This is a genomic window from Brevibacillus dissolubilis (assembly GCF_006170445.1).
Taxonomy (GTDB): domain Bacteria; phylum Bacillota; class Bacilli; order Brevibacillales; family Brevibacillaceae; genus Brevibacillus_B; species Brevibacillus_B dissolubilis.
In genome coordinates this window covers 124,291-149,469 of sequence record NZ_VCNA01000014.1, presented here as the reverse complement: position 1 = coordinate 149,469, position 25,179 = coordinate 124,291, and the positions used below count along the sequence as shown (strand labels likewise).

Annotated in this window: 27 protein-coding genes, 2 tRNA genes and 1 riboswitch; of the genes, 21 read left to right on the top strand and 8 right to left on the bottom strand. The window is 51.2% G+C overall.

Annotated features, from left to right (window positions below; all coding sequences use genetic code 11):
* Nucleotides 1–42 precede the first annotated feature (42 nt).
* The 7 genes from FGI41_RS21680 to FGI41_RS21650 all read left to right on the top strand — a co-directional run bounded on the left by FGI41_RS21680 (nucleotide 43) and on the right by FGI41_RS21650 (nucleotide 6,640).
* A tRNA-Gly gene (locus tag FGI41_RS21680) sits at nucleotides 43–118 on the top strand.
* 10 nt (nucleotides 119–128) lie between these two features.
* Nucleotides 129–205: transfer RNA gene (locus FGI41_RS21675), tRNA-Pro, on the top strand.
* A gap of 488 nt (nucleotides 206–693) precedes the next feature.
* Nucleotides 694–1,701 (top strand): LacI family DNA-binding transcriptional regulator, encoded by a 1,008-nt coding sequence (locus FGI41_RS21670; RefSeq protein WP_368656818.1) that lies wholly within the window; start codon nucleotides 694–696, stop codon nucleotides 1,699–1,701.
* A gap of 167 nt (nucleotides 1,702–1,868) precedes the next feature.
* Nucleotides 1,869–3,185, top strand: coding sequence for an ABC transporter substrate-binding protein (locus tag FGI41_RS21665; protein WP_139492387.1), 1,317 nt, complete (start codon nucleotides 1,869–1,871; stop codon nucleotides 3,183–3,185).
* Between the two features lie 94 nt (nucleotides 3,186–3,279).
* On the top strand, nucleotides 3,280–4,587 hold the full coding sequence (locus FGI41_RS21660) for a carbohydrate ABC transporter permease (protein ID WP_139492386.1): 1,308 nt from the start codon (nucleotides 3,280–3,282) through the stop codon (nucleotides 4,585–4,587).
* A gap of 15 nt (nucleotides 4,588–4,602) precedes the next feature.
* Nucleotides 4,603–5,430 (top strand): carbohydrate ABC transporter permease, encoded by an 828-nt coding sequence (locus tag FGI41_RS21655; RefSeq protein WP_139492385.1) that lies wholly within the window; start codon nucleotides 4,603–4,605, stop codon nucleotides 5,428–5,430.
* A gap of 145 nt (nucleotides 5,431–5,575) precedes the next feature.
* Nucleotides 5,576–6,640: a carbohydrate kinase family protein gene (locus FGI41_RS21650; protein ID WP_139492384.1), complete on the top strand. Its 1,065-nt coding sequence runs from the start codon at nucleotides 5,576–5,578 to the stop codon at nucleotides 6,638–6,640.
* Between the two features lie 98 nt (nucleotides 6,641–6,738).
* Here FGI41_RS21650 and FGI41_RS21645 read toward each other — a convergent pair whose 3' ends face one another.
* Nucleotides 6,739–7,257 carry a GNAT family N-acetyltransferase gene (locus FGI41_RS21645; protein ID WP_139492383.1) on the bottom strand — a complete coding sequence of 173 codons (519 nt, stop codon included), beginning with the start codon at nucleotides 7,255–7,257 and terminating at the stop codon, nucleotides 6,739–6,741.
* Nucleotides 7,258–7,283: 26 nt separating this feature from the next.
* The gene (locus tag FGI41_RS21640; RefSeq protein WP_139492382.1) at nucleotides 7,284–7,886 is read right to left on the bottom strand and encodes a LysE/ArgO family amino acid transporter; all 603 of its coding nucleotides are present in this window, start codon (nucleotides 7,884–7,886) and stop codon (nucleotides 7,284–7,286) included.
* Between the two features lie 142 nt (nucleotides 7,887–8,028).
* On the opposite strand from FGI41_RS21640, the gene FGI41_RS21635 reads away from it, so the two are divergent.
* From FGI41_RS21635 to modB, 3 genes are all read left to right on the top strand, one after another.
* Nucleotides 8,029–8,262, top strand: a complete 234-nt coding sequence (locus tag FGI41_RS21635; RefSeq protein WP_139492381.1) for a DUF1450 domain-containing protein — start codon at nucleotides 8,029–8,031, stop codon at nucleotides 8,260–8,262.
* 116 nt (nucleotides 8,263–8,378) lie between these two features.
* Nucleotides 8,379–9,254 carry a molybdate ABC transporter substrate-binding protein gene (gene modA, locus FGI41_RS21630; RefSeq protein ID WP_139492380.1) on the top strand — a complete coding sequence of 292 codons (876 nt, stop codon included), beginning with the start codon at nucleotides 8,379–8,381 and terminating at the stop codon, nucleotides 9,252–9,254.
* A complete protein-coding gene (gene modB, locus FGI41_RS21625; protein WP_139492379.1) occupies nucleotides 9,251–9,913 on the top strand; it encodes a molybdate ABC transporter permease subunit in 663 nt (220 codons plus the stop codon). Before modA ends, modB begins: the two co-directional genes overlap by 4 nt.
* Nucleotides 9,914–9,996: 83 nt before the next feature.
* Here modB and FGI41_RS21620 read toward each other — a convergent pair whose 3' ends face one another.
* The 5 genes from FGI41_RS21620 to FGI41_RS21600 form a co-directional block, all read right to left on the bottom strand.
* The gene (locus FGI41_RS21620) at nucleotides 9,997–11,133 is read right to left on the bottom strand and encodes a site-2 protease family protein (protein ID WP_139492378.1); all 1,137 of its coding nucleotides are present in this window, start codon (nucleotides 11,131–11,133) and stop codon (nucleotides 9,997–9,999) included.
* A gap of 89 nt (nucleotides 11,134–11,222) precedes the next feature.
* Entirely contained in the window at nucleotides 11,223–11,522 is a 300-nt protein-coding gene (locus tag FGI41_RS21615; protein ID WP_139492377.1) for an iron-sulfur cluster biosynthesis family protein, read from the bottom strand.
* Between the two features lie 130 nt (nucleotides 11,523–11,652).
* Entirely contained in the window at nucleotides 11,653–12,684 is a 1,032-nt protein-coding gene (locus FGI41_RS21610) for a CAP domain-containing protein (RefSeq protein WP_139492376.1), read from the bottom strand.
* A 137-nt stretch (nucleotides 12,685–12,821) separates the two neighbouring features.
* Nucleotides 12,822–14,531 (bottom strand): methyl-accepting chemotaxis protein, encoded by a 1,710-nt coding sequence (locus FGI41_RS21605; RefSeq protein ID WP_176560389.1) that lies wholly within the window; start codon nucleotides 14,529–14,531, stop codon nucleotides 12,822–12,824.
* A 205-nt stretch (nucleotides 14,532–14,736) separates the two neighbouring features.
* The gene (locus FGI41_RS21600; RefSeq protein WP_139492374.1) at nucleotides 14,737–15,090 is read right to left on the bottom strand and encodes a DUF3905 domain-containing protein; all 354 of its coding nucleotides are present in this window, start codon (nucleotides 15,088–15,090) and stop codon (nucleotides 14,737–14,739) included.
* Nucleotides 15,091–15,299: 209 nt separating this feature from the next.
* Between FGI41_RS21600 and FGI41_RS21595 the strand changes: the two genes are divergently transcribed.
* From FGI41_RS21595 to FGI41_RS21575, 5 genes are read left to right on the top strand one after another with little or no spacing between them, the layout of a single operon-like run.
* Nucleotides 15,300–16,877 (top strand): spore germination protein, encoded by a 1,578-nt coding sequence (locus FGI41_RS21595; protein ID WP_139492402.1) that lies wholly within the window; start codon nucleotides 15,300–15,302, stop codon nucleotides 16,875–16,877.
* On the top strand, nucleotides 16,864–18,042 hold the full coding sequence (locus tag FGI41_RS21590) for a Ger(x)C family spore germination protein (protein WP_139492373.1): 1,179 nt from the start codon (nucleotides 16,864–16,866) through the stop codon (nucleotides 18,040–18,042). The genes FGI41_RS21595 and FGI41_RS21590 overlap by 14 nt, the downstream gene beginning before the upstream one ends.
* Nucleotides 18,039–18,254 (top strand): hypothetical protein, encoded by a 216-nt coding sequence (locus FGI41_RS21585; RefSeq protein WP_139492372.1) that lies wholly within the window; start codon nucleotides 18,039–18,041, stop codon nucleotides 18,252–18,254. The genes FGI41_RS21590 and FGI41_RS21585 overlap by 4 nt, the downstream gene beginning before the upstream one ends.
* A gap of 10 nt (nucleotides 18,255–18,264) precedes the next feature.
* Entirely contained in the window at nucleotides 18,265–19,380 is a 1,116-nt protein-coding gene (locus tag FGI41_RS21580) for a GerAB/ArcD/ProY family transporter (protein ID WP_139492371.1), read from the top strand.
* Nucleotides 19,377–19,586, top strand: a complete 210-nt coding sequence (locus tag FGI41_RS21575) for a hypothetical protein (protein ID WP_139492370.1) — start codon at nucleotides 19,377–19,379, stop codon at nucleotides 19,584–19,586. The genes FGI41_RS21580 and FGI41_RS21575 overlap by 4 nt, the downstream gene beginning before the upstream one ends.
* Nucleotides 19,587–19,640: 54 nt before the next feature.
* Here FGI41_RS21575 and sspK read toward each other — a convergent pair whose 3' ends face one another.
* Entirely contained in the window at nucleotides 19,641–19,772 is a 132-nt protein-coding gene (gene sspK / locus FGI41_RS21570) for a small acid-soluble spore protein K (RefSeq protein WP_139492369.1), read from the bottom strand.
* Between the two features lie 93 nt (nucleotides 19,773–19,865).
* On the opposite strand from sspK, the gene FGI41_RS21565 reads away from it, so the two are divergent.
* The 6 genes from FGI41_RS21565 (at nucleotide 19,866) to FGI41_RS21540 (ending at nucleotide 25,150) form a co-directional block, all read left to right on the top strand.
* Entirely contained in the window at nucleotides 19,866–20,144 is a 279-nt protein-coding gene (locus tag FGI41_RS21565) for a DUF3886 domain-containing protein (protein ID WP_139492368.1), read from the top strand.
* Between the two features lie 15 nt (nucleotides 20,145–20,159).
* Nucleotides 20,160–20,348, top strand: coding sequence for a hypothetical protein (locus tag FGI41_RS21560; protein ID WP_139492367.1), 189 nt, complete (start codon nucleotides 20,160–20,162; stop codon nucleotides 20,346–20,348).
* A gap of 582 nt (nucleotides 20,349–20,930) precedes the next feature.
* A complete protein-coding gene (locus tag FGI41_RS21555) occupies nucleotides 20,931–22,295 on the top strand; it encodes a glucose-6-phosphate isomerase (RefSeq protein ID WP_139492366.1) in 1,365 nt (454 codons plus the stop codon).
* On the top strand, nucleotides 22,282–22,539 hold the full coding sequence (locus FGI41_RS21550) for an excisionase family DNA-binding protein (RefSeq protein ID WP_139492365.1): 258 nt from the start codon (nucleotides 22,282–22,284) through the stop codon (nucleotides 22,537–22,539). Before FGI41_RS21555 ends, FGI41_RS21550 begins: the two co-directional genes overlap by 14 nt.
* An 83-nt stretch (nucleotides 22,540–22,622) precedes the next feature.
* A riboswitch (TPP riboswitch) is annotated at nucleotides 22,623–22,735 on the top strand.
* Between the two features lie 99 nt (nucleotides 22,736–22,834).
* On the top strand, nucleotides 22,835–23,989 hold the full coding sequence (gene thiO, locus FGI41_RS21545) for a glycine oxidase ThiO (RefSeq protein WP_255298584.1): 1,155 nt from the start codon (nucleotides 22,835–22,837) through the stop codon (nucleotides 23,987–23,989).
* 114 nt (nucleotides 23,990–24,103) lie between these two features.
* On the top strand, nucleotides 24,104–25,150 hold the full coding sequence (locus FGI41_RS21540; RefSeq protein ID WP_139492364.1) for a bifunctional transcriptional activator/DNA repair enzyme AdaA: 1,047 nt from the start codon (nucleotides 24,104–24,106) through the stop codon (nucleotides 25,148–25,150).
* Nucleotides 25,151–25,179: the final 29 nt, after the last annotated feature.

The following is a 25,179-nucleotide window of genomic DNA, read 5'->3' as shown; positions in this document are numbered from 1 at the left end:
CACCGTGGGGGTTCAAGTCCCTTCGGCCGCACCAACATTTTTGCGGACGTAGCTCAATTGGTAGAGCGTCGCCTTGCCAAGGCGAAGGTCGAGGGTTCGAGACCCTTCGTCCGCTCCATTTTTTATATCGGGAAGTAGCTCAGCTTGGTAGAGTACTTGGCTTGGGACCAAGGGGTCGCAGGTTCGAATCCTGTCTTCCCGACCATTACATATGATGAACAGCAAGCACTTGACTGGATGGGATCTGGTTAAGTGCTTTTTTGTCGATATAGCCAAGAAAAATTACCGGGTAAGGGTGTGAGGGAAGGGAGAGAGTAAGCGGCGGAAGACGGGGAAAGGCTTGGGGATAAGGTATTAAACAGTTGTTTTAAAAGTCATATTATTCGGTTAATGATTGTATTTTGGTTGTAATACTTCTAGTTTGGGTCGTGTGGGGAGAATCTTCTAAGAATCTGCATAAAAAATACGTAGGAAATCATACTAATCTGGTAAAGACATTGTGTAAGAGGGCAGCGGAGAATGGATCAGGCCTTTCTATTCTCCTCATCAGAATTAACTTTATCGAAAATAACAGTTTTAATTTGAAATTGTTGTGCAAACGCATTCAGAATGAATTGACAGAGTGCTGGTAGCATGATAAATTTTTGGTTAGGAAAACGTTTTCCTTTGAAAATGGAAAGAGAGTGATGGGCTATACCAATAACGATTAAGGATATCGCCCAGCTGGCTAATGTCTCAATCGCCACAGTCTCCCGAGTGTTGAACAACAGCAAGCCTGTCAGCCCCGAGATCCGTGAGAAGATCATGCAGATTGTGAAAGAAACGGGGTATCAGCCGAATGCTATCGCCAGAAGCCTTGTCAACAAACAGACCTTGGTTATCGGAGTCATGATTCCGGACATCGGTAATGATTTCTTTTCGCCCATGGTGAGAGGGATTGAACAGGTGGTTAGTCAATTCGGATACAGCTTGTTTTTGGCCATCACGGAAGGGAAATTGGAGAAAGAGCTGAAGTATCTCCAACTTTTTCAGGAAAAACAGATTGATGGAGTCGTGTTGTCGGGCGTACAGTACCAGGAGCATATCCGCAAGTTTGCCAAGGAGAGTGGTATCCCGCTGGTTGTAGTCGGACAGGAGTTCTCCGCTCATCAGATCCCATCGGTCGATATTGATAATGTGAAGGCCGCATATGATGCCACCCGTTTTCTTTTGGAAAAGGGACACGAGAGAATTGCTTTGATCTCGGCACCATTGATTGACCGGTCGGCTGGTCGTGATCGGTATGAAGGCTTTTTGCAGGCGATGCGTGAGGCCGGGGTTGCTGTTCGGGATGCTTACTTGATTGAGGGGGATTTTAGTCCGAACAGTGGGTATGAGTCGATGCGGCAGCTTTGCGGGGTAGAAGTCAGACCGACAGCAGTGTTTGTTGCTACGGACCGTATGGCGGTAGGAGCGCTCAATTATCTGTTGGATCACGGGATTGGTGTTCCGGAGGAGATGTCCCTGATCGGGTTTGATGATATTGAGCTGGCTTCGTTGGTGAGACCTGCGATGTGCAGTGTACATATCGAACCAATGCAATTCGGAAGTGAATCAGGCAAGCTATTACTTGCTTTGCTGAAGGATGAGATGACGAATACGAGGATCACTATTCCGCATCGTCTGATAATTCGGCAAACAATAAAGACTCTGAATAAATAAGGTGCCGCATAAGTTTATGGTTTTGTGCAAACGTTTACTTTATGCAGGAAAAGTAAGAAAGTCATATGTCTGGTAACAACTTTGCATGATACCTAGTGTATTATGCAAGCTATTATAAACCTTTTCTCTATTTCAAATTAGGAAGTTACAAAAGGGGGAAATTCACAATGAAAGCAAACGCATGGAAAAAGATTGCGACTGCAGGTTTAGGCCTGACGATGGCTGTGTCTATCACCGGTTGCGGCAATAACGCCGATCAACCGCAACAAGGTCAAGGAAATCAACCGGCCGCAGAAACTCCAGCCGGTGAAACCGTAGAACTGATCTATGCGCGTGGTAAAGACCAAACAGGTGCAACCACCAAGCTCGTAGAAGAGTTCCAAAAGCTGCATCCAAACATCAAAGTAAGCTTCCGTGAAATGCCGTCTGACACCGGTCAAAACCATGACCAATTGGTAACCATGTTCAGTGCGCAATCCTCTGAGATCGACGTTTTTGACCTCGATGTAATCTGGCCGGCTGAGTTCGCTCAGGCAGGTTATCTGTTGCCGCTTGACCGCTTGATCGAGCAAGATGGCGTGAAAATGGATGACTACATCAAAGGTGCTGTCGCAGCAGGTAACTTCAACGGTCAACAATGGGCTATGCCGAAGTTCATCGACACGGGTCTTCTTTTCTACCGTTCTGACCTAGTACCAAACCCACCGAAAACATGGGATGAGCTGATCGCCCTGTCCAAAGAAAACAAGGGCAAAGGCGGTACCAAATATGGCTATATCATGCAAGCCAAACAATACGAAGGTCTCGTATGTAACTTCATTGAGTTCAGTGCTGCCTACGGCGGTAAAATCCTCGATGAGCAAGGCAACGTAACCATCAATAGCCCTGGTACCATCAAAGGTCTCACCAAAATGACTGAGATCGTCAAATCTGATTTCGTACCGAAAAACATCACCACTTACACCGAGATCGAGTCTGATGCGACTTACCTCGAAGGCGAATCCGTCTTCCTGCGTAACTGGCCATATCACTTCGCAATCGCCAACGATAAAGAGAAATCCAAAGTCGTAGGCAATGTAAAAGTAGCTCCACTGCCTGCTGGTGACGCTGGTTCTGCTGCAACCCTCGGTGGTTGGATGTCCGGTATCAACAAGTTCTCCAAGCATCCAAAAGAAGCATGGGAATTCCTCAAGTTCATGACAGCTGCAGAAGGTCAAAAAATCACCGCTGTACAAGGTGGTTCTGCACCAACCTTCCTGCCACTGTATGAAGACAAAGACGTACAAGGTGCAAGCCCGCTGTTCGCTAACAAAGACTTCGTAAACGGTATCAGCGCAGCCGTACCACGCCCTGTATCCCCTGTATATCCAAAGATCTCCGATATCATCCAAATCGAAGTATCCAAAGTATTGGCTGGTCAGCAAGCACCTGAAGCTGCCGTACAAGCGATGGAAGCTAAGATTAAAGAGGCTGTCGGTAAGTAAATAAAAAGGGAAGCCATGAAGTACGTCTTCGGGGGAGAAATCCTTTGGGGACGTACATCATGGTATTTTATTACAGGGAAGTTGGTGAACACACATGGGCAAATCCTCAAAGTTTCATCTCTCGGAAAAGCAAGTGGGGTATCTGCTGATTTTTCCCGCCCTGCTCTTGATTATTGCCATTGCGATTTGGCCTGTTTTGTACTCATTCTGGCTGAGCTTACATGATATTCGCTTAAACGACCCGACCAAGACGGAGATTCACTCTAACTATGGTCTTGATATGGAGCGCTTTGTCCAGACTTATCCCATTCTCAACCGAGTGGTGACAAAGGAGACACAAGAGGCGAAAGATCCTGCAGTGAAAAGTCAGTTGGAAAGTATCGGTGGACGTGTAAAGGAAATCAAAGGATTTTTGAGCACCGATCCCGCGTTTGCACAGCGTTATGAGCAAGTTGACGAGCTCTTATTCGAATTCAAGCCTGTTACGGCTGACCTGAAATTCCTCGACATGAACACGGAGATGACGGAGAAGGTCAATCAGGTGCTTGCCGGATTGGAAACAGAAGTACAGGATTTGGGTGCACAGAAAGCATTGGCCAAGCCGGACGATCTGCTCGGACTGGTACGTGGTGTGAAGCAGTCGATTATTGAACCGAACTATATTGGATTTAGTTATTACTCATCCTTCCTGCAAGATAAACGGATGTGGGCATCTCTGTGGAACACCCTGGTCTTTACCGTACTCTCGGTTGCGGCCGAATTGGTCTTGGGTCTGTTGATTGCGCTCTTGATCAACAAGGAGTTCCGCGGACGTGGTCTGATCCGGGCTTCGATCCTGATCCCATGGGCGATTCCGACGGTTATCTCGGCCTTGATGTGGCGCTTTCTCTATGATGGTCAGAACGGGATTGTGGCGTATCTGTTTGAGACATTTGGCTTTATTGCTGACCGTGCGTTGCTGTTGACCACCAAAGAAGGGGCGATGTTCTCCGTCATTTTCTCAGACGTGTGGAAGACGGCTCCATTCATGGCATTGCTCTTGTTTGCGGGTCTGCAAACGATCCCACAGTCGTTGTATGAAGCGGCTTCGGTGGACGGGGCTACGAAAATCCAGCAGTTTTTCCGTATCACCCTGCCACTGTTGAAATCGACGATCATGGTCGCCTTGGTGTTCCGTACATTGGAGGCGTTCCGCGTGTTCGACCTCGTGTATGCTTTGACTGGTGGTGGTCCGGCGAACTCGACCGAGACGATCTCGATTCTGGCATACAAAACGATGTTTGCGCAGATGAACTTCGGGGCGGGTTCGGCCTTGGCGGTCATTGTGTTCTTGTGTGTAGCGTTGATCAGTATCGGGTATATCAAGCTGCTCGGGGCTGATTTAATCGGGGACAACAAATAGAGAGGGGGATCACTGATGCAGAAAAAAGCGGGACCGTTGTTTTATGTCTTTTTAGTCGTCTTCGTGTTTGTGGTGATGTTCCCTTTCTTATGGGTGCTCCTCGCTTCACTGAAGCCACCGGGTGAATTGTTTGGTGCGAATGCGTTTAATTTCATCATCCAAAACCCGACGTTTGATAACTATCTGCGTGTCTTTACGCAGCGTCCGTTTGGCACATATCTGTGGAACAGTACGGTGGTGGCGACGCTGACTACGGTCGTGTCGGTTATCATTGCTTCAATCGCGGCTTATGCGATTGCTTGGCTCAACTTCCGTGGGAAAACGATTGTGCTCGGTCTTGTGCTGGCAGTATCGATGTTCCCGCAGATTGCAACGATTTCACCGATCTTTATGTTCTTGCAATCGATGGGACTCACCAACAGCTGGCTGGGGTTGATCATTCCGTATACAACGTTTGCCCTGCCGCTTGCGATCTGGAACATGACCGTGTTCTTCCGCAAAATCCCGTATGATCTGGCGGAAGCTGCGAAGATCGACGGGGCGAGTATTTTTCAGACGATGTCCAAGGTGTTCTTCCCGTTGGCGATGCCGGGGATTTTTACGACAGCCATCATTGTGTTTATCGCGGCTTGGAATGAGTTCTTGTTCGCGCTGACGATCAATACAGAGGAAGCGATGAAAACCGTACCGGTCGGGATTGTAATGTTCCAAGGACAGTACACGATGCCATGGGGCGAGATCTCGGCTGCGGCGATTGTCGTCACGATTCCGCTGGTGATCATGGTTCTATTGTTCCAAAAACGGATCGTATCCGGTCTTACTTCGGGTGCGGTGAAAGAATAGGCTTGGTATGGAATGATGCCAGGTGATGAATCAGGCATGATATCATGAATGGAATGTTAGGTACAGGAGCAGGCGTCCGGGAGAGGATGGACTGCTCCTGAACTGTTTTTACTGAGAAGTATTCTGAATAGGAGTGGGTTACGGTATGAAAAAAGTAATGGTCTTTGGTGAGGCGTTGATTGATTTTGTCCCGAATGAGCGGGGGGTTGCGCTAAAGGATGTGGAAGGGTTCCAGCGACGGGCAGGGGGAGCACCGGCGAATGTGTCTGCGGCGATTGCCAAGCTGGGGGGACGCTCTGCTTTTGTCGGGCAGGTGGGGGATGATGCGTTTGGTCATCATCTGAAAGAGGTGCTGGATGGGCTGAATGTAGATACAGATAATATGCGGTTGAGCAGACAGTATCCGACCGCTATGGCGTTCGTGACACTCAAGGCAGACGGGGAGCGGGATTTTGTGTTTGTCCGCAGGGAGACAGCTGATCTGCGGATGAGTCTCGGGGATGTGGATGTGCGTGCTTTTGACGGGGCGCAGTTGTTTCATCTGGGCTCTAATCTGCTGATGGACGAGCAGGGGTATGCCTTGTCGCGTGAGCTTGTCCGGCTGGCGAAGGAAAAAGGCTTGCAGGTCTCCTATGATCCCAATCTGCGACCTCTGTTGTGGGAGAATCAGCAGGTCGATGTGGGGCGGATCAACTCGCTGATGGAGGATGTGGACATCCTCAAGGTGAGTGAGGAGGAGCTGTTCCAATTGGCGGGGATGGACGTGCAGGTGGACCCTGAGCATCTGGCAGCGGCTTGTGAAAAGATGGCGGCGATGGGGCCACAGCTGATTCTGGTGACGCTCGGGGAGAAGGGGTGTTACTATGAGGTGCATCGCAAGCCCAAGGTAGAAGCGGGGAGTGCTGCTGGAATTAAGAGAGGTGTTGGCAAAGGGGAATCAGCTGGAGCAGAAGCGACACCTCTTCGGGGAACCGTCAGCAGTTTTCCGATGAAGCCGGTAGATACGACTGGGGCAGGGGATGCTTTTATCGGGGGGTTCCTCTATCGGTTGGCAATGGCGGACTACGGGCTGGATGCGGTTGATGTGGAGCAGTTGGAGGAGGACTTGCGGTTCGCCAATGCAGTCGGTGGATTGACTACGCAGAAGCCGGGGGCGATCAATGGGTTGCCGACGGTGGAGGATGTGGAGGCTGTGTTGGGGAAGAAGTGATAAGAGTTGAAAAGGCAATAATAGAAATGGAAAAGGCCGTTACCTATGGAGGCAAGGCCTTTTCGTCGTATCTCATATGTAGCAGATCTGCATGTGGTTTATTGGCTTGCGTGATCCTCTTTTTCAAAAGCTTTCTCCAACTCAACCTCATGCTCAATCGGTATCCCGTCATACCCGATCAGCGGAATCTGCGGTTTGATCTTCCTTGCTTCGTTGATCGCATGTAAGTGCAGGGCACACATCGTAAACCCGCGTTTTTGGTAAAACCGGATCGCATGGGTATTGTCATTGGATGTGATCAGCCAGACACGGTGACAGCCTTGGCGCTGGGCAGTCTCCTCGACGAGTGCGGTGAGGCGGCTGCCGAGTCCTTGGTTCTCCACGAGGCTGTCCAGTGAGACGATCTCGCATTCGTGCTGCTGGATACGGTATGTAATCAATCCGCGAATCTCGCCGTTCTCTAGTGCCACATACCCTGGCAGCTGGTCAATCGAATGGGCGATGCCACGGGACACCATGATGGGTGATCCCCAGCTCTCGGTGATGAATGAGACAATCTGCGGGCGCAGGCTCTCATCAATTTCTTTTACCTCGAATGTACGTTGTTCAATAGACATCAAGATTCTCCTCTCTAAACAGTTGTTTAAATGATCAGGTAAATAGCTGCCGCCCACATGACAAGGGCTGAGATTTTGTTCAATACATAGAGGAAATGGCCTGATTTGTCCAGTTTCCCGGTAAGTCTGCCCGCCAGTGCCAATCCGATAAACCAGAGCCAGGAGATCAGGATGCAAGCCAGTGCAAAAGCAAGCTTCACACTTCCCGTGTAGGCAAGTGAGCTGGTGCCGATCACCCCGATGGTGTCGAGGATCGCGTGGGGATTCAAGAGGGAGACGGATGCGGCGTAGGCGATCTGTTTTCGCGGGGAAAAAGATGTGCCTTCCCCGTTTTCCCCGTTATTTACTGGGGCCTTCCAGGTGTTCCAGCCCATATAGAATAAAAAAATCACGCCGCCGACAATCAGCAGGGTCTTCAGCCACGCGACACTGAGGACGACGACGGAGACACCGAGGACAGCGAGCGAGATCAGCAGGGTGTCACAGAGCGAAGCGGTCAGGATGACGGGGAGGGCGCGGGAGAAGGTCTTTTGCAGGGCGCCTTGGTTGAAGACGAAGACGTTCTGTACGCCGAGCGGCAGGATCAGGCCGAATGCTAAGAGGACGCCGTGAAGAAAGGCGAGAGTCATGGGAGAGGCTCCTTTTTGGATAAGATTTTCATTATTCATCATCTTAGCGCAAAACATGCGAACTTGCGAGAAGGGGGAAAACCATATATAGTAGAACTGATATGGATGGCTTTGGTTTCAGGAAAGAAAGGAACATGCTCACATGGCAAATGATCTACGTATATGTGATTTATGCAAAGGATATAACGCTGAAGACTTCGCCAAGCGTCTGAAGGAACAGATTCCGGATGCGACGGTGGATATCGGGTGTCAAAATATGTGCGGGCATTGCTTGAAGCGTGCATTCATCTATGCCAATGGCCGCTGGTTTATCGGGAATAACGAAGAAGAACTCATGAAAAAAATGACACCGCATATCCGCAAGCAAAAATCATAAGGTCTGGCAGGAAGTGCCGCTCGTTTCGCGAAAAAGGGACGAGCGGTTTTTACATTTTTGTCTGCCGCGTATGATGATAGAAAGTAAAAAGGTGAGGGTGGGAGAAGGTGCTGCGAATGGGGAAAATGAAATGGTTGATCGTGATGATGGCAATGTTGGTGTTGACGGCTTGCAGTGGACAGGGACAGTCTGGTGTCACGGAGCAGACCAACCAGAATCAAGCGGGTTCAGGTGACGCAGCGAAGGATCAATCGACAGCAGGAGTAGACCAAGCCACAGGTGAAACTGCCACCCAGGTACAAATAACGGTATCGGCGGCGAGCAGTCTGCAGGGTGCGCTGGATCAAGTGAAGGAGCAATACACCAAGGAGCATCCCGAGGTGGAGATCGCCTTCAACTATGGCTCATCTGGTACCCTGCAAAAACAGATCGAGCAGGGTGCACCAGCTGACCTGTTCATCTCGGCGGGCCAAAAACAGATGGACGCTTTGGAGAAAAAGCAGCTGATCGACGCATCTACCCGCCGTGATCTGCTCGCCAATGAACTGGTGCTGATCGTACCGGTGAAGAACGCAGATGGTCAGGAAAGTCCGATCCATACCTTTGAGGATCTGAACAAAGCCAAGCTGGTGGCAGTCGGGGAGCCGAACTCTGTGCCGGCGGGTGAATATGCCAAACAAGTGTTAACCTACTATAAATTGTGGCAGGGGTTGTCTGAGGGCAAGCTCTCCTACGGCAACAATGTGCGCCAAGTGCTTGTCTACGTAGAGACAGGCAATGTAGATGCGGGACTGGTCTATGCCAGTGACGCCAAAACAAGCGATAAGGTCAAGGTCGCAGCAACGGCTCCGGCCGATAGCCATAAGCCGATTGTGTATCCGATGGCAGTGGTCGCTTCCACGAAGAATAAAGAACAGGTACAAGGATTTGCCGACTACCTGTTGACAGAAGGCGCACGGCAGATTTTTGCGGAGCAGGGATTTAAGCGATGATGGTATGGGAACCACTTTGGCTGTCTGTGCGGGTAGCTGTCGCCGCTTCCTTTTTTGCTTCGGTGTGCGGGATTGGGCTGGGTCGGCTGATGGCGCGCCGCAGGTTTGTGGGGGCATCTGTCGTGGATACCCTGCTGCTGTTGCCGATGGTGTTGCCGCCGTCGGTTGTCGGTTTTTTTCTGCTGGTGGTGTTCAGCAAAAACAGCTGGCTCGGGGTGGCGCTGGAGAAGTATCTGGGGATCAGCTTTTTGTTTCATCTTGAAGGAGCGGTGCTTGCGGCTGCGGTGATTGCTTTTCCACTGGTGTATCAGGCGGCGAAGAGTGCATTTGAACAGACAGACAAGGACTTGGAGAATGTCGCCCGCTCGGATGGCGCGAATGAGTGGCAGGTATTCTGGCAGGTGACGATGCCTTTGGCGTGGCCGACGTTGCTTGCGGGGATGCTGCTGGGCTTCGCGCGGAGTCTCGGCGAATTCGGAGCGACGCTGATGATTGCCGGCAATATCCCCGGCCAAACGCAAACCGCCCCCATCGCGGTCTACTTCGCAATGGAGGCGGGCAATACAGAGATGGCCTGGATGATCAGCATCGGGCTAGTTATCCTGTCTTATGCATGTGTGGGACTGCACCGTCTGCTGATTCACAAAAGAGAAAGCTAGCTGACAGGTTGACGCTGTATCAGAACAGTTGCTGTATCCATTCGGCACATGGTATCAGTTGGCGGAAGGCCTGGGACTAACAATCAGCTCCCCAGCTGTCCGCGGTGCAGTTCCATCAGGTTGATACCATAGACGGCACAGACAGATAATACGACGATTAATGCGATGTAGGCGATCAGGACCTTCCACTTCGTTGCTTTGGACGATTGGTAGTAGGTGCTGAGACGGTCTGCATCGTTTTTAATTTCGGTGTGTTTGGCAGTCGTCTCGCTGATCACGTCCATCAGGAAGGCATTGCCCTGTGAGTAGTCGGCCACACCGCTGGAATAATCGACAGGCATGCGCTCGTACTGACTGAGGATATTCCATCTGATAAGGGCAAAATCACGGTCCATTCTCGCCTTGTCACGGGCAAATTTCTTTTCCTCGTGAATCAGGGGGATGAGGAAGCCGCGTTGCTCTTCATAGTGGCTGGCCTGGCTTGCGGCCCGCTGGATGTCATAGCGGCGATCCCCCGTTACAGGTTCGGTGAGCCAGCCCTTCATCTCGGCGATCAAGGACTCCCAGCCTTCTTTTTCATAGGTCAGGACGCGCAGCTTGTAGCCCTCCTGCAGATGGCTCCACCAGCTGAACAGACCGAGGAAGAAGATCAGGAACATGAACGGATCAGGGGTGAAGAAGAGGAAGATCCCGAGCAACAAAAGACCGAAGAACCAGATATTCGGCGAGAGGACAGAGACAATGCGTCCGCCGTCAAGTGGTGATACCGGCAACAGGTTCAACAGGTTGATGAAGGCACCGAGATAGATCACCAAGGCCCAGAACGGATCGCCTGTTGATTGATACAGCGCGATCGCGGGCAAAAACGAGATCAGACCCGCGAGCGGCCCGCCATAGGCGTAGAAGGCCATGGTCGAGGCGTCTTTGGGCAACTCTTTCAACCCGACAAAGGCACCCAAAAACGGGATGAAGGTGGGGGCAGTCTGCTTGAGACCCTTGATCCGTCCGGCGATAACGTGCCCGATCTCATGCACGAAGATCAGATAGACGAGGGCTACAGCGAACTTCCAGCCGTAGAACACAGCGTAGGCCCACACGCTGATCAGCATGGTGAGCAGGGTGACACCGAATTTGGAGAATTTCAGGATGCCAATAACCCATTTGAGCTTGGTTAAGAGAAAAAGTCCGATGGCAATCAAGATCGAACGTAGTTGCTTCATAGCAGAAAAAACCTCCTGTTACATGACGGGATGAACGCGTAAAATAAATGCGCCTATCCAGTACATACGAACGAGGAGGCCAAAAGGTTTCAAACTGCGATATTCGGATTTTGGTAGGTGAAGCCGAATTCTCCCAGCAGGTTGTCATAGCTGAGTTCAGCTCCATCGAAGTACCAGAAATCAGCCGGTCTTACGAAGAAGATGATTCCGTCCACTTCATACACAGCATCTTCAGACTCAGCCATATCGCGTTCGATGGCGTAGTACAAGCCGCCTGTGCCTGGGCCTCCGGTTCTTACATAAAGTCGAAATGATTCACCTGATTGGTATCCTGCGTATTTCCGATAAGCTTTTGCAAATTCAGGATGGATTGTGAGAGAAAGTGTCATGGGTATGGTCCCCTTCCGTGTTTGTATTTGTGTACTCATTATATGTAACTGTATTATAACACGTTCCTCAAAAGAAGTGGAGAGGTTTTCCTCTCCTTTTTTTTGAAAATTTATAAAAATGTCTGACAATTTACTGACGGGTGACGAAATTCTGTGTGTAAAAGGCGCGTACAGAGCCTTTTTCCTGTTTGAAAACCGTGCCGATGCCGATTTCTTTGTAGTCCTTTTGGAGCAGGTTGACGCGGTGACCGGAGCTGTTCATCCAGCCGTTGTGGACCTCGATGCTGTCGAGCTGACCGGCTGCGATGTTTTCACCTGCCATGTAGTATTGCACACCGGCTTTGTGGAGGCGGTCGAAGGGGCTGCCTGTGGTCGGAGACGAATGCTCAAAAAAGTTGTGAAGCACCATATCGAGACTGTGTGCGCGTGCGACATTGGAGACTTGGCTGTTCCAGGTGAGCAGTGGCAGTCCGACGCGTTTGCGTGCGATATTGGTCAGGTCGAGATTTTGCCGCTCGTAGGCGGTGGCGACTGCCTGAAGCTGTGCCGTGGTCAGGGTAGGGAGGGAAGCGGGCATTTTGTAGTACAGAATGCGGTACAGCAGTCCGTAGGAGATCTGGGCAAAGTGCTCCTTGGTGGAGAGGCGGACGCCGACCACTTTGTTCTTATCCAGCTTGTCGATCATGAAGGTGTAGACCTGATTGCCGACGAGATAGCTTGGTTTATTGTTGAGGGTGTTGTTGGTGATGCTGAGATTGCTGTTGATCGCAAGCGTGCTCTTCGGTTGGCCGAAGATTTTTGCCAGCTGGGTGGTGTTCATCCCAATCCGCATCCCGCGCAGACTGAGGTTGAGTCCGTTGGAGTAGAGGGTGACGACGCGGTTGTTCTGGATGCCGACCTGCAGATAGTTGTTGAGGTCTTTATTATAAATCCACCATTGGACGCCGATCTGGCTTGGATCTTTGCGGATCGGGGCACCAAGCTTGGCCGTTACTTGTTCGCCGGTCATGCCGAGCTGGATATTGTAAAAGGCAACCGTGCTGCTTGCCGCAGTGGTGCTTGCTGTTGGTGTGGCGGCGATCGCGGGTACAGCAGGTGAAGCCGTTAAGAGCAGGCAGGCGCTAAGGCCGAGGGTGAGGGTTCGTTTCCACCAAGATCTCATGTGTAAGGGTTTCCTCCTTTTTATCTAAGGGACTCTGTATTCATTATCTCGAACTTGAAATCGAATCCACAATAGGGAAAAGGGATGAAAAAAAGCCCCAGCTGTATCAGAACAGGGGGCTTGGTGAAGAGATGCTCTTACACTTTGAATTTTCCTACAAGGCTTTGCAGTTCTTCTGCCATTTTGGAGAGGGAATGGGCTGAGGCGGCGACTTCTTCCATCGAGGCGAGCTGCTCTTGGGAGGCAGCGGCGGCTGACTGGGTCTCAGCAGAGGTCGTCTTGGCGACTTGAGTGATCATCTGAATGGACTGGTTGATATCACTGTTGCGGGACGTAATCTGTTCGACAGAAGTGGATACGTCACCGATCTGTCGGGAGACGGCATCTACAGATGTGCGGATATGGGCAAACATGTTGCTGACTTGGCTGACGGCTTGGATTCCCTCGGTGACTTCCTGCTGGCTCTTATCCATGGAGTGGACGGCGCTCTCGGTAATCGTCTGGATGGTACTGATCAGCTGGGTGATCTTTTGAGCGGATTGTGCTGATTCTTCCGCCAGTTTGCGGACTTCCTCGGCAACGACGGCAAAACCACGGCCATGCTCACCGGCACGGGCTGCTTCGATGGCGGCGTTGAGGGCAAGCAGGTTGGTCTGACCGGCGATGTCGGAGATGACCTTGACGATCTGGTCGATCTTCTGGGAGTGTTCCCCGAGCTGCTGGATGAAGCCTGCTAATTCATCGGCTTGGTGCTGGATCGAGTTCATCTGGGTGATCGCCTGCTGTACGGCTTTATTGCCCTCCAATGCCATGCGGGCAGACTCTTGGGCCGAGCGGGAAACCACTTGGGAGGTGTCATTGATATGGCTTAGGCTGTAGGACATCTCATCGATCGCCAGTTCACTGGTCTGCACCCCGCGCTCTTGGCTTTCTGCGCCGAGTGCGACTTTTTGGATGGTTGTGGCGATTTGTTCAGTGGCGGCACTGGTTTGTTCGGAGGAAGCAGTCAATTGCTCAGCGGAGGCGGCCACCTGCTCAGTATTGTAGCCGACCTGTTTGATCAGGGTACGGAGATTGCTCACCATTTTGTTGAAAGCATGGGCCAAGTCACCTAGTTCGTCATTGGTTTTGACCTCCAGCTGGCGGGTCAGGTCGCCTTCACCCTCGGCGATGTCTTGGAGCTGCTGTTGGACCTGACGGATCGGTCTGGTGATCAGGATATTGAGGATGATTCCGGAAGCGATGATGGTGATCAAGATGGCGACACCACCTGCGAGTAGAGACATAATCGCTTCGTCGCTTGATTCTTTGGAGGCATTCCAGGCATCGTTGGTCAGCTTGTCGATATCGGCTTGGATTTTGACGTTCACTTCACGGAATTGTTCCATATACGTTTTTCCGTTGTCAATCTTAGCTCGGGCTTCTTCGATCCGTCCGCTTTGGACGAGCTTGATCTGACTCTCAAAATATTGATTCAACTTTTCGATGAGAGGGAGTGCCTCTTCGTGGATAAGCTGCTTCATGATGGGGTGTTTGTCCTCATACTTGGCGATTGTGGCGAGGTCTTGCTCCAGTTGCTTTTGACCTTCCAAGTAAGGGGTCAGGTAGCTCTCATCGGCAGTGACCAGATACCCACGGATACCCGATTGTTGATTGACCAGATCAGGCAAAAGGTTCGCAGCGGCTTTGCCGACGGGTATGGCATCGAGAACGATATCATCATTATTTTTGACCATTGAGTGAAAAGCAGCATAGTTGGAGATGCCGACAAACGCAAGCAACAAGAGAATAACAGCATAGGTCGTCCAGATTTTTTGCGGGATGGTATAGCGGATACGTGTCAACACGAAGCTCATCCTCCTATTTATGTAATGTAAATATGTGGTTCAATTGGAAAGCGAACGAATCTTCCTATTAGAATTATGCCACAGACCTTATAGAAATTCTATATGGTGTATAGTTTTTATAACACTTTCATATAAGTTTGGTAAAACGAAAAAAGAACGTGCTGTATGAGTACAGACACGTTCTTTTTCGGTGCTGTGGGTAGGGTTAGTCCCGGCCATAGCTGACATCTTTGGTTGGATGCATGAACCGCTCGTCCTTGGCTGTATGGTCTTCGAGCAGTTCACGGTTTTCTGTCGTGTTCCAGCCGATGTCATTGGTTGGATGCACCCAGCGGTCTCCTGCCATCACGGATGGGTCCGTGTCGGTTGACCATTGGTTCAGTGGAGAGTTGGGCGAATCGTAAAAGCTGTCGCCGATCACCACACCGAATTCATTGACGAAGGGCTCTTGTTTGTGCATCTTCGAATCATGCTCGCTGGGAGCAGCGATCTGATGCGGGAACTCTCCATCGACGGTAAGGTCATTTAACTCTGGTTGATTACGGTTTTGCCTGGTCATCGTCATCCCTCCTCGCGGGAAAAACGTTTCTCACTAGGAGTATGCGACTTTTGGCGTGATTTTATGCGATTGAAGGGTGACGGGTATATCTTCCTTTTAACTTGTCGAAGCTTGTCAATGATACTTAGACAGCAAGGAAGTGAACAGCGATGACGAAGCGTGACGGAAAAGACATCAAAAAGCTGAGATGGAACAAAAGCCTCAAGGATATGGTCAAGAACAAACAACAAAGGCGAAATCGTTATGAGGAACTCAGCCAAGTGGATATCCAGGAGCTCATGCAGAAACCGCTGTGCCATGACTTGGACGAAAATAAGCGGATTCTTCAAATGCTGTTTGAAGAGTGTTCGGACATTGTATTCCGGGACTTTACGATTGAAGGGACGAAGACCAAAGCAACCCTGATCGCTGTTGATGGTCTGGTCAATACCCAATTGGTGGACGGGCATCTGCTGCGTTCTCTGTTAAATGGGGAGGGTGGCGAAAGCAATCTGGACCTGTTGCAGGAGCGGACAATTACGGCAACACAGATGTCCTCTGTGGAAAATATGGGCGAGCTGGTCCGTCAATTACTCAACGGTGATACGATCCTGCTGGTGGATGGTAACGGCAAGGGGCTCTCTGTGGGATTGCGGGGAGCCGAGCACCGTGGTGTCAGTGAGCCGGAGACGGAAACCGTGGTACGCGGTCCGCGTGAGGGCTTTACCGAGAACATCCGGACCAACACCTCGATGCTTCGCCGCAAGCTCAAGACCCCGCGTCTCAAAATGAAGGCGATGGTGGTTGGACGGGAGACCCAGACGAATCTGGTCATTTCTTATCTGGAGGGGATTGTTGACCCGAATCTGGTCCAAGAAGTGGTCAAACGCATCGAAAATATTGATATCGATGGAATCCTGGAATCGGGCTATATCGAAGAGTTGATTCAAGATGATACCTGGTCTGTTTTTCCGCAGATCATGCACACAGAGCGTCCTGACACGACGGCCGCGGTCTTATTGGAAGGACGGGTCGCTGTCATGGTGGATGGGACCCCGTTCGTCCTGATCATGCCGACAACGCTGTGGTCGATGATGCAGGCCTCCGAGGATTATTACGAACGCTGGCAGATCGGTTCGTTGATCCGCGGATTACGGATCATGCTGTTTTTGGTTGGGATGCTTACGCCGGGTCTGTATATTGCGATTATCACCTTTCATCAGGAGATGCTGCCGACCAGTCTGCTGCTATCGATAGCGGCTGCGAGGGAAACAATCCCGTTCCCGGCTGTGGTCGAAGCACTGATCATGGAGACCGCATTCGAGGCATTGCGCGAGGCAGGTATCCGTCTGCCGAGAACGATCGGACAGGCGGTGTCCATCTTGGGTGCACTTGTCGTCGGGCAGGCCGCGGTTGAGGCGGGGATCGTGAGTGCGCCGATGGTTATCGTCGTATCGATCACGGGGATTGCTTCGTTTACGGTTCCACGCTTTAATCTGGCGATATCGGTGCGGATTCTGCGTTATCCACTGATGATTTTGGCTGCGGTGTTTGGGATCTTTGGGATTATTATCGGGACGATGCTGATCTTGGGACATCTGTGTAAGCTTCGTTCGTTTGGCTTGCCGTATTTTTCTCCGGTGGGTCCGATGCGTTATGCGGACTGGAATGATACCTTCGTTCGGATGCCGTTATGGTCCAATGAAGAGCGTCCGTTGCAATTGAATAAAGAGAACGAACGTCGGGTCGGAGAACGTACCTCTCAAAAAATCGCGGACAAAGGGGGAATGAAAGGTGAAGAGAAGTAGGAAGACCCTGCTATCCCTTCTCCTTGTTTGTTCTCTTTCTTTTTTCCTGACGGGGTGTTGGGACAGACGTGAGATCAATGACGTGGCTTTTGCGATGGTAACCGGTTTTGACAAGACCAAGGACGGTAAGTACAAGGAGAGCCTGGTGATTGCACTGCCTGGGAAGATGGCCGGTGGTCCGGGTGGCGGAGGAGGTTCGGGCGGTGAAAATCCGTTTTATGTGGACAGTGATGTCGGCATCAATATACGGGAGGCCACACAAAAAATGCAGGGCCGGATGTCACGTATTCTTAACTTTTCACACCGCCGTGTGATTGTTGTCGGTGAGGAATGGGCCAAATCAGGTCTGACTCCTCTGTTCGATGTCGTGACGCGCGTGCCGCAAAACCGGGTAACGGCGATGATTGTGATCGCAGACGGAGAAGCATCCAAGCTGATCGCGGGTACACCGCATATGGAGCGTTTTTCGGGGGAAGCGATCAGGGAGATTGTGGTCACCGGCTTTGGGGAACAACCGATGCTCAAAGATTTGGCGCAAAAGATCAGCTTGGATGGCATTGATCCGGTCATTCCGATCTTTAGGCTACAGCCCAATAAAGGTGAACCCAAAACGGAGGAAATCCAAGCATCTGGTGCAGCGATCATCCGGGGAGACAAGATGGTGGAAAAGGTAGAAGGAGAGGAGGTCAATGACCTTCTTTGGCTGTCTGATCAGTTCAAAAGCCATGCAAGCCAGATCATGGTCGAGGGCAAGCCGGTCAGCATCACGGTCCGTACCGGGTCCCGCAGATTAACCGTCGAACGGTTGGGAGAACGACTGGTTTACCGACTGAAGGTCTCAACAGAGGGGGGCGTGTTTGAAAACATAGCAGGCGTGGATCTGTTTACCCCCACTAAACTAGCCGCTGTTGAGGAGATATGGAGGAAGCAACTGAAGAGCAAGCTGGAAAAGGCTGTAGCTAAGACGCAGAATCTTGGCTCGGATATAATGGGAGCGGGTCTGATCCTGAACCTGGCAAATCCAGATGAGTGGCGTGCCCGTCAAAAGGATTGGGCAGAGCACTTCAGCCGGGCGGAATTCATCATCGATGTCGAAGCGAAAATTCGCCGTGTCGGTCAGATCAGCGATAATGTGGCAGAACCGCTAAAGGAGAAATGGCGATGATGACACTGATCGTGTTGGGAACCCTGCTCTACAGTCAATACCGCAAAACCACAAGCGACAAGCTAAAGGGATCGGGAAACGTCCCCTATTACCTCATTGCGCTCTTGGCAATCGGGATGGCTGTCGGGGATGACAGTGGAATGACCATGATTTTACCATCCAGAGGACTGCTGATATGGTTTGATCCTATTCTTGAAAAGCTGATCGAATGAGGTGAGTCTGTTGCAGACATTACGGATATCCTCCAATCAAATCGCGATGCTGACCGGCTGTTTCTTAAGTGCAGGGATGATCGTTTCCACTTCCAAGGAGATGGTGTATCAGGCGGGACAGGACGCATGGACCGGTTATTTTTTTCCCATGGTCTATGGCGCACTGATCATCGTCATCTCCATCTGGCTGTATAAGGGAAGAGAAGGGATCACCCTGTTTGAGCTCAATAAAAAACTGCTGGGGGGAATCGGTGGAAGCCTGCTGAATCTGGTGTTGTTCTGGTATTTGCTGAGCATGCTCATAACAGATCTGCGTAAGCTGGCTGAATTCGTCAAGACGACGCTTTTGCTCAATACTCCGGTATCGGTCACGATGTTTATGATTCTGTTGCTGACCGTCTATCTGACACGGGGCGGGATTGAAGTGATCGCCAGGGTGGGACATCTTTATTTTTTTCTGCTGGCGGCCACGATCGTCAGTCTGCCGATTCTGTTGATCAATGAGTTTTCATTGGCCAATGTGCGTCCTGTGATGGCTAATGGTTTAGAGGCATTGGCTAAGAGTTCATTTATGGCTGTTGGTTCGTATGGGGAAGTCATTGCGATGATCTCTGTTATGTTTGCCTTCAGTTATCAGAAGAACCCCAAGGGACTGCACCCGATGCTGAGAGGGGTTGTCTTTGGGACCTTTTTATTGACGGTCTTGTCTGTGACGCTGATCGGGACAGTGGGAACCTCCATCAGTGCCCGTGCGATGTATCCGAACCTGATGCTGGTACAGTCGATTCACATCACCGACTTTTTGGACCGGCTCGATATTATCCTCGTCTCGTTCTGGGTGCCATCGTACATCATCAAGATCTGCCTGAACTACTATGTCCTCACCGAATGTATCAGCTCGATCCCGAGTGAGAAACAGAACCCCAAGGCGTATACCATCGTACTGGTGCCGCTCGTCTTCATGATGGGACATCTATCCTTTGAAAGCGTGGTGGAGCTGGTTCACTTCGAAACACATGTATGGTCATTCGTCACCGTCTTCCTGCAGGTAGTCCTGTTCTCTGTGCTGATCGTGGCCAGATTGATGCGGGACAGACAGAGGAAAAAGGAAGTGGAGCTGACGTGAAATCACCTAATAAGGTATTCACTTTGCTGCTCATCCTGATGGGAACTGTTCTCGTCGCGGGCTGTATGTATGGTCACCTGACAGGGATCATCGGCTCGGTTGCAGGATGTATCTATCTGTTGCTGATGTTCATCCTGTTGCTTGTATCCTTCCTCGGAGAGGGACTGGCTCCCAAGGTTATGCAGTTTCTGGGGCGCAAATCATAGAAAAAACCACCCGCTGCAGGCTGTCTGGCGTGCAGGCCGGGTGGTTTTGGCGTGTTAGCGGTTTTCTTTTAAGCGTTCCTGTGGCTGGGCATTGATGGAGCCGTTGGAGCGTACTGCTTCGGATTGGGCTTTGGGGCCGCGGATATCAGCGGTCATGCCGAAGTCTTTTGCTTTGTTGCGTACCATCTTGGCATCCCTCCTGTGAAATTGATCGGTTGTAGTATAGCCGGAAGTGATACAATACATGTCATAGGAATTGTGGAAAGGTGGTTACTCGTCATGGCAAAAAAATCAAACAAACGCCAAGCACAAGCACAACAAGCAAAAACAAACCAAGTCACAGAAGCGAAATCAGGCAACAGCTTGAAGGATCTGCTCAACGCGGACATGCTCGATAAGCTTAAGCAAGTCGATAAAAATCTCAAGGCCGACATCGAGCGCAAGGCAGCCGAAGAAGAGGAGCGCCGCCGCCGTGAAGCCGAAGAGCGTGAAAAAAACAAAAGCTTTGCTGACCTGCTTGCCGAATACGACAAAAAAGGCACCGGCAAATATTCATAAGGAGCGTGAGCACACATGTCTCACTCCGACTCTGGTCAAAATCGCCCGGCACAGGCTCCCACTGGCCGTCCGGATACCTCCAAAAACGGCCTGATGAAAAAGAATCAGCTCGGTCTGCGGGATGAGTCCGTCAAATCACGCGGCCGCTCCATTCTGGCCCGGTTGGACAAAAAAACAGAAGACCCGCGCCCAGAGGGAGAATAGTCATGTTTCCCCTTTTTTCTCCATATAAGTGTTTAGGTAAGTGTGGGGAGGAAGGGGAGCGTGCACGTGGGGTACATACTTTTCTTTTTGAGCATGGGATTTGTGATCGTGGGAACGTGGAAATGGCTTGGGATTCGTAAAGATCATAAGCCGGGGAACAGTTTATTTTGGGGTCTCATGGCTGTTATAGGCATCCTGATTTTTTTCTTCTTACGACTATTCGGAGACATTTTTGTAGATACATATTGAAGCCGTTTTTGTTAGGCTCAAAAGTCGGCAGGGGAAGCGGGTTTGGGAGGAAATCTCCTTGACAATCCCACCCAGCGTAGAAAGGCTCATGGGGAAGACGCTTTTGGGGCAAACTTCAATCCTCTTTGAATTAACCTTTTTTGCCCCACTTCCCCATGAGCCTTTCGGAGCGGCCAGTTCCTACTCCCAGCAGGGATTGTCACCGAGTTTCCTCCCGAACCCGCTTCCCCTCCTACCACACCAAAACAAAAGGTGGCCCTAATATGTCCCGCCCAGACATTTCTTGTCCATGTTACAATATCCATTGATAAACTATTAATCTGGAGGAATATCATGACTGCCCAACCGATTCGTTTTGACTATTCCAAAGCACTTTCGTTCGTCTCCCAGCATGAACTCGACATCCTTGCGCCATACGTGAAGCAAGCGCACGACATGCTTCATGAGAAGACAGGCCCGGGTAATGATTATGTGGGCTGGGTTGACCTGCCTGCTACATATGACAAAGATGAATATGCACGTATCAAAAAAGCAGCGGAGAAGATCAAGTCTGACTCCGATGTGCTGCTCGTCATCGGGATCGGCGGTTCCTATCTCGGGGCAAAAGCAGCGATTGATATGCTCGGCCATACTTTTTATAATGTCCTGCCAAAAGACAAACGCAAAACGCCAGAGATCTACTTCGTCGGTAACAACATCAGCCCGGTATATCTGACACACCTGCTCCAAGTGATCGAAGGCAAGGAAGTCTCAGTCAATGTCATCTCCAAGTCCGGCACGACGACTGAGCCTGCGGTGGCTTTCCGTATTTTCCGTGATTATCTGGAGAAAAAATACGGCAAGGAAGAAGCACGCAAACGTATCTATGCGACCACGGATAAAGAGCGCGGTGCCCTCAAGCAGCTGGCGACCGAAGAAGGCTATGAAAGCTTCGTGATTCCAGATGATGTAGGTGGACGCTACTCCGTCCTGACCGCTGTAGGTCTGCTTCCAATCGCGGTGAGCGGCGCTGACATCGATGCTCTGATGAAGGGTGCAGATGATGCGCGTGAGGCGTTCTCCAACTCCAATCTCGCTGAGAACCCGTGCTACCAGTATGCGGCTGTCCGCAACGCACTGTACCGCAAAGGCAAAAACATCGAGCTATTGGTCAGCTATGAGCCGCAGTTCCGTTTCTTCCAAGAGTGGTGGAAGCAGCTGTACGGCGAGTCTGAAGGTAAGGATGCCAAAGGGATCTTCCCGGCTTCCGTCGAGTTCTCTGCCGACCTGCACTCTATGGGTCAATACATCCAAGACGGTATGCGCGTATTGTTTGAGACGGTCATCAGTGTTGATAAGCCAGCCAATGACATCATCATCGAAGAAGATCCGGCCAACCTCGACGGCCTCAACTTCCTCGCCGGCAAAGGCATGGACTTCGTCAACAAAAAAGCGATGGAAGGCACCCTTCTTGCACACCTGGACGGTGGCGTACCTAACCTCGTGATCGAAATGCCGGAGATCTCCCCGTATACGCTTGGGGCGCTCATCTATTTCTTCGAAAAAGCATGCGGCATCAGCGGCTATCTCCTCGGTGTCAACCCGTTCGACCAGCCAGGCGTGGAAGCGTACAAGAAGAACATGTTCGCCCTCCTCGGCAAACCAGGCTTCGAACAACAAAAAGAGGAGCTGGAAGCACGCCTGCATGGAAACAACTAATCCAAGCAACAAAACCTATCTGACGGTCAGGGAGACAGCGGAGTATCTGGAGCTGCCTGTCTCCTTCATCCTCGAAAAGATCACCGAGGGCCGCATCCGTGCTGTCCACAACGGGGAAGAATACCTGATCAACAAAGAACAATTCAGCCATCATATGGAACAGATGACCAAGCTGAAAAAGTTTGAACACGAAGAACTGTTTGAGCCGATTCCCGAGAGCTACGATTACAAAGATGAAGATTAAGTGGCAACCCACTTCCTTCTCTTGTCGGTAAACGTTCATACAGGATATACTTGTGATAGTTACGTGAAGAAATCAACAGCGATAACAACTGCTGGGGGAGTCCGAGCCAAGCCGGGCTGAGAGGACGGAGCATGCACCGTCGACCCTTGAACCTGATCCAGATCATGCTGGCGCAGGGAAGTGGTTTTTGGCAGACTGTACCATCTGTGTGATGAACCGTCGAAGCCCACCTTTCCTTTTGCGCAGGGGACCAAGGTGGGCTTTTTTGTCGCTGATAAAAGGGAGAGGAACCAGCTTGAATCAGTCACAGACAGATTTCCTCATCATCGGTGGTGGAGTGATCGGACTCAGTTTGGCATATGAACTAGGACGTCGGGGGGCAAAAGTAACGCTGCTGGAACAAGGCGAATGGGGCGGACAGGCGTCGTCAGCGGCAGCGGGGATGCTAGCCCCCCTCAAAGAATATAAAGAACCCGGAGCCAATCTCGATCTCGGGATGAAATCCTTACAGATGTATCCCGAGTGGGTACGCGAGCTGCGGGAGCTGTCCGGTGTCGACCCACAGCTGGCGATGCGCGGCGTGATGACCATCGCGATGGATGAGTCAGAGGCCAAGATGTGGCATGACAAGTACCAGTGGCAAAAGGCAGCGGGATACCCTGTCGAGTGGGTGGGGCAGGAGGATTTGCGCAAGCTGGAACCTGCGCTTAACCCAGATACGCTCGGAGCGATCTATTCTCCAACCGAAGGCGATGTGAATAACGTACTGCTCCTGCAAGCCCTACTGTTGGCCTGCCAAAAAATCGGAGTTCAGCTGATTCAAGGGGCGGTCGCCACGAAGCTATTGACCGGGCATAATGAAACTAAAATAAGAGGTGTCGAAACGACCCAAGGCAAGCTCTACGCAGAGCAGACGATCATAACCGCAGGGGCATGGGCTGGTGTGATCGCCGGCTGGCTCGGGCTTACTGTCCCGATCTTTCCCGTACGCGGTCAGATCGCGGCAGTCTCGGCAGGCAGTCTGGAGCTGCGCCATGTGATTTTTGGTGCGCAAGGCTATCTCGTACCGAAGCAGGACAACCGCATCGTGATCGGAGCGACAGAAGATCAGGCGGGCTTCCGCAGGGAGGTCTCGATGGCGGGGCTGGCTTCTGTATTGACCAGTGTGCTTCCGTATGTGCCATCGATCGGCGAGGCTACCTTCCTGCGTGCATGGGCTGGTCTGCGCCCTGGTACCGTTGACGGTCTGCCGATGCTTGGGCCAATCGGGGATTATGAAGGTCTCGCGATGGCAAGCGGACATTACCGCAACGGGATTCTGCTCTCGCCTGTCACGGCTAGAACCATGGCAGACTGGCTGTTGACAGGCGACCGGAGTGGGCTGACGCCGTTTTTGCCGGAGCGGTTTTTTCGTGGTCAGGTTGTGCAAGAGTCTGAACCCGCCGTCTAGCTTGTCATCAAAGAAAAAAATCAATGCCTGATTCTCGGCGTACAGCTTCCGATCCAACCGCTATAATCAATAATCATAACAAGCTTACGAGGCATGATTGTCAGGGAGGACGGAATGATTAAACCTGAATATAAACAAGAGTACTATCAGGCATTGGTTGATAAAAAATCGGAATATGAAGGCTTGTTCTATGTAGGAGTGAAGACAACAGGTGTGTTCTGTCGTCCGACCTGTCCGGCGAGAAAACCCAAATTCGAGAACTGCGAATTTTTTGAGACAGCTCAACAGGCTCTGCTGGCTTCCTTTCGTCCTTGTAAACGGTGTCGTCCTCTGTCCCATCCCAATCATGTCTCCGAGATCGTCCGAACGCTTGTAGAGGCTGTGGAAGCCAATCCGGAGAAGCGATGGAAAGACAGCGACTTTCAGGAGCTTTCCATCGATGCATCCACCGCCCGACGCCAATTTAAAAAACGGTTCGGGATGACCTTCGTCGAATACGCTCGGGCAAGGAGAATGGGGATCGCCATGAAAGAGATACGTACAGGGAAAAACGTCATTGATGCGCAACTGAGTACCGGATACGAATCCAGCAGTGGTTTTCGGGATGCTTTTTCACGGATTATGGGGGCGGCTCCGACGCTGCTCGGTGATACACGGATTCTCAAAGCAGCATGGATCGATACCCGCTTAGGACCGATGATCGCGATTGCAGATGATGAGCTGCTTTATCTGTTGGAATTTGTGGACCGACGGGGGCTGGAGCGGGAGGTGGAGCGGCTGCGGGCGAGAATGAAAGCTGCGGTTATCCCCGGTACGACACCGCCCATCCAGTCGATTGAACGAGAATTAAATCTATATTTTGAGGCGGAACTGACCCACTTTGAGACACCGATCGCCTATCTCGGCTCCCCTTTTCAACAGATGGTCTGGGATGAGCTGCGAAAGATACCGGCAGGGGAAACCAGATCATACTCCCAACTGGCCACCTTGATCGGCAAACCATCTGCCTGCCGAGCTGTCGCACAGGCGAATGGTGCCAATCAGATTGCCATCGTGGTGCCATGTCACCGCATCATCAATACCAATGGGGAGCTGGGTGGCTATGGCGGGGGTCTGACCCGCAAGGCATGGCTGATCCATCACGAACAACAAAAGAAATAGCTCATGAAAAAAAGCCCACGCTTGCTGCG

Coding starts and splice junctions, on each gene's coding strand:
- FGI41_RS21645 (WP_139492383.1), bottom strand. CDS start 7,257: ATGTCTATTGAACAACGTACATTCGAGGTAAAAGAAATTGATGAGAGC.
- FGI41_RS21620 (WP_139492378.1), bottom strand. CDS start 11,133: ATGAAGCAACTACGTTCGATCTTGATTGCCATCGGACTTTTTCTCTTA.
- FGI41_RS21555 (WP_139492366.1), top strand. CDS start 20,931: ATGACTGCCCAACCGATTCGTTTTGACTATTCCAAAGCACTTTCGTTC.
- FGI41_RS21540 (WP_139492364.1), top strand. CDS start 24,104: ATGATTAAACCTGAATATAAACAAGAGTACTATCAGGCATTGGTTGAT.
- FGI41_RS21635 (WP_139492381.1), top strand. CDS start 8,029: ATGGCAAATGATCTACGTATATGTGATTTATGCAAAGGATATAACGCT.
- FGI41_RS21550 (WP_139492365.1), top strand. CDS start 22,282: ATGGAAACAACTAATCCAAGCAACAAAACCTATCTGACGGTCAGGGAG.
- FGI41_RS21595 (WP_139492402.1), top strand. CDS start 15,300: ATGGTCAAGAACAAACAACAAAGGCGAAATCGTTATGAGGAACTCAGC.
- modB (WP_139492379.1), top strand. CDS start 9,251: ATGATGGTATGGGAACCACTTTGGCTGTCTGTGCGGGTAGCTGTCGCC.
- FGI41_RS21650 (WP_139492384.1), top strand. CDS start 5,576: ATGAAAAAAGTAATGGTCTTTGGTGAGGCGTTGATTGATTTTGTCCCG.
- FGI41_RS21655 (WP_139492385.1), top strand. CDS start 4,603: ATGCAGAAAAAAGCGGGACCGTTGTTTTATGTCTTTTTAGTCGTCTTC.
- FGI41_RS21610 (WP_139492376.1), bottom strand. CDS start 12,684: ATGAGATCTTGGTGGAAACGAACCCTCACCCTCGGCCTTAGCGCCTGC.
- FGI41_RS21640 (WP_139492382.1), bottom strand. CDS start 7,886: ATGACTCTCGCCTTTCTTCACGGCGTCCTCTTAGCATTCGGCCTGATC.
- FGI41_RS21560 (WP_139492367.1), top strand. CDS start 20,160: ATGTCTCACTCCGACTCTGGTCAAAATCGCCCGGCACAGGCTCCCACT.
- modA (WP_139492380.1), top strand. CDS start 8,379: ATGGGGAAAATGAAATGGTTGATCGTGATGATGGCAATGTTGGTGTTG.
- FGI41_RS21600 (WP_139492374.1), bottom strand. CDS start 15,090: ATGACCAGGCAAAACCGTAATCAACCAGAGTTAAATGACCTTACCGTC.
- FGI41_RS21565 (WP_139492368.1), top strand. CDS start 19,866: ATGGCAAAAAAATCAAACAAACGCCAAGCACAAGCACAACAAGCAAAA.
- sspK (WP_139492369.1), bottom strand. CDS start 19,772: ATGGTACGCAACAAAGCAAAAGACTTCGGCATGACCGCTGATATCCGC.
- FGI41_RS21660 (WP_139492386.1), top strand. CDS start 3,280: ATGGGCAAATCCTCAAAGTTTCATCTCTCGGAAAAGCAAGTGGGGTAT.
- FGI41_RS21585 (WP_139492372.1), top strand. CDS start 18,039: ATGATGACACTGATCGTGTTGGGAACCCTGCTCTACAGTCAATACCGC.
- FGI41_RS21665 (WP_139492387.1), top strand. CDS start 1,869: ATGAAAGCAAACGCATGGAAAAAGATTGCGACTGCAGGTTTAGGCCTG.
- FGI41_RS21615 (WP_139492377.1), bottom strand. CDS start 11,522: ATGACACTTTCTCTCACAATCCATCCTGAATTTGCAAAAGCTTATCGG.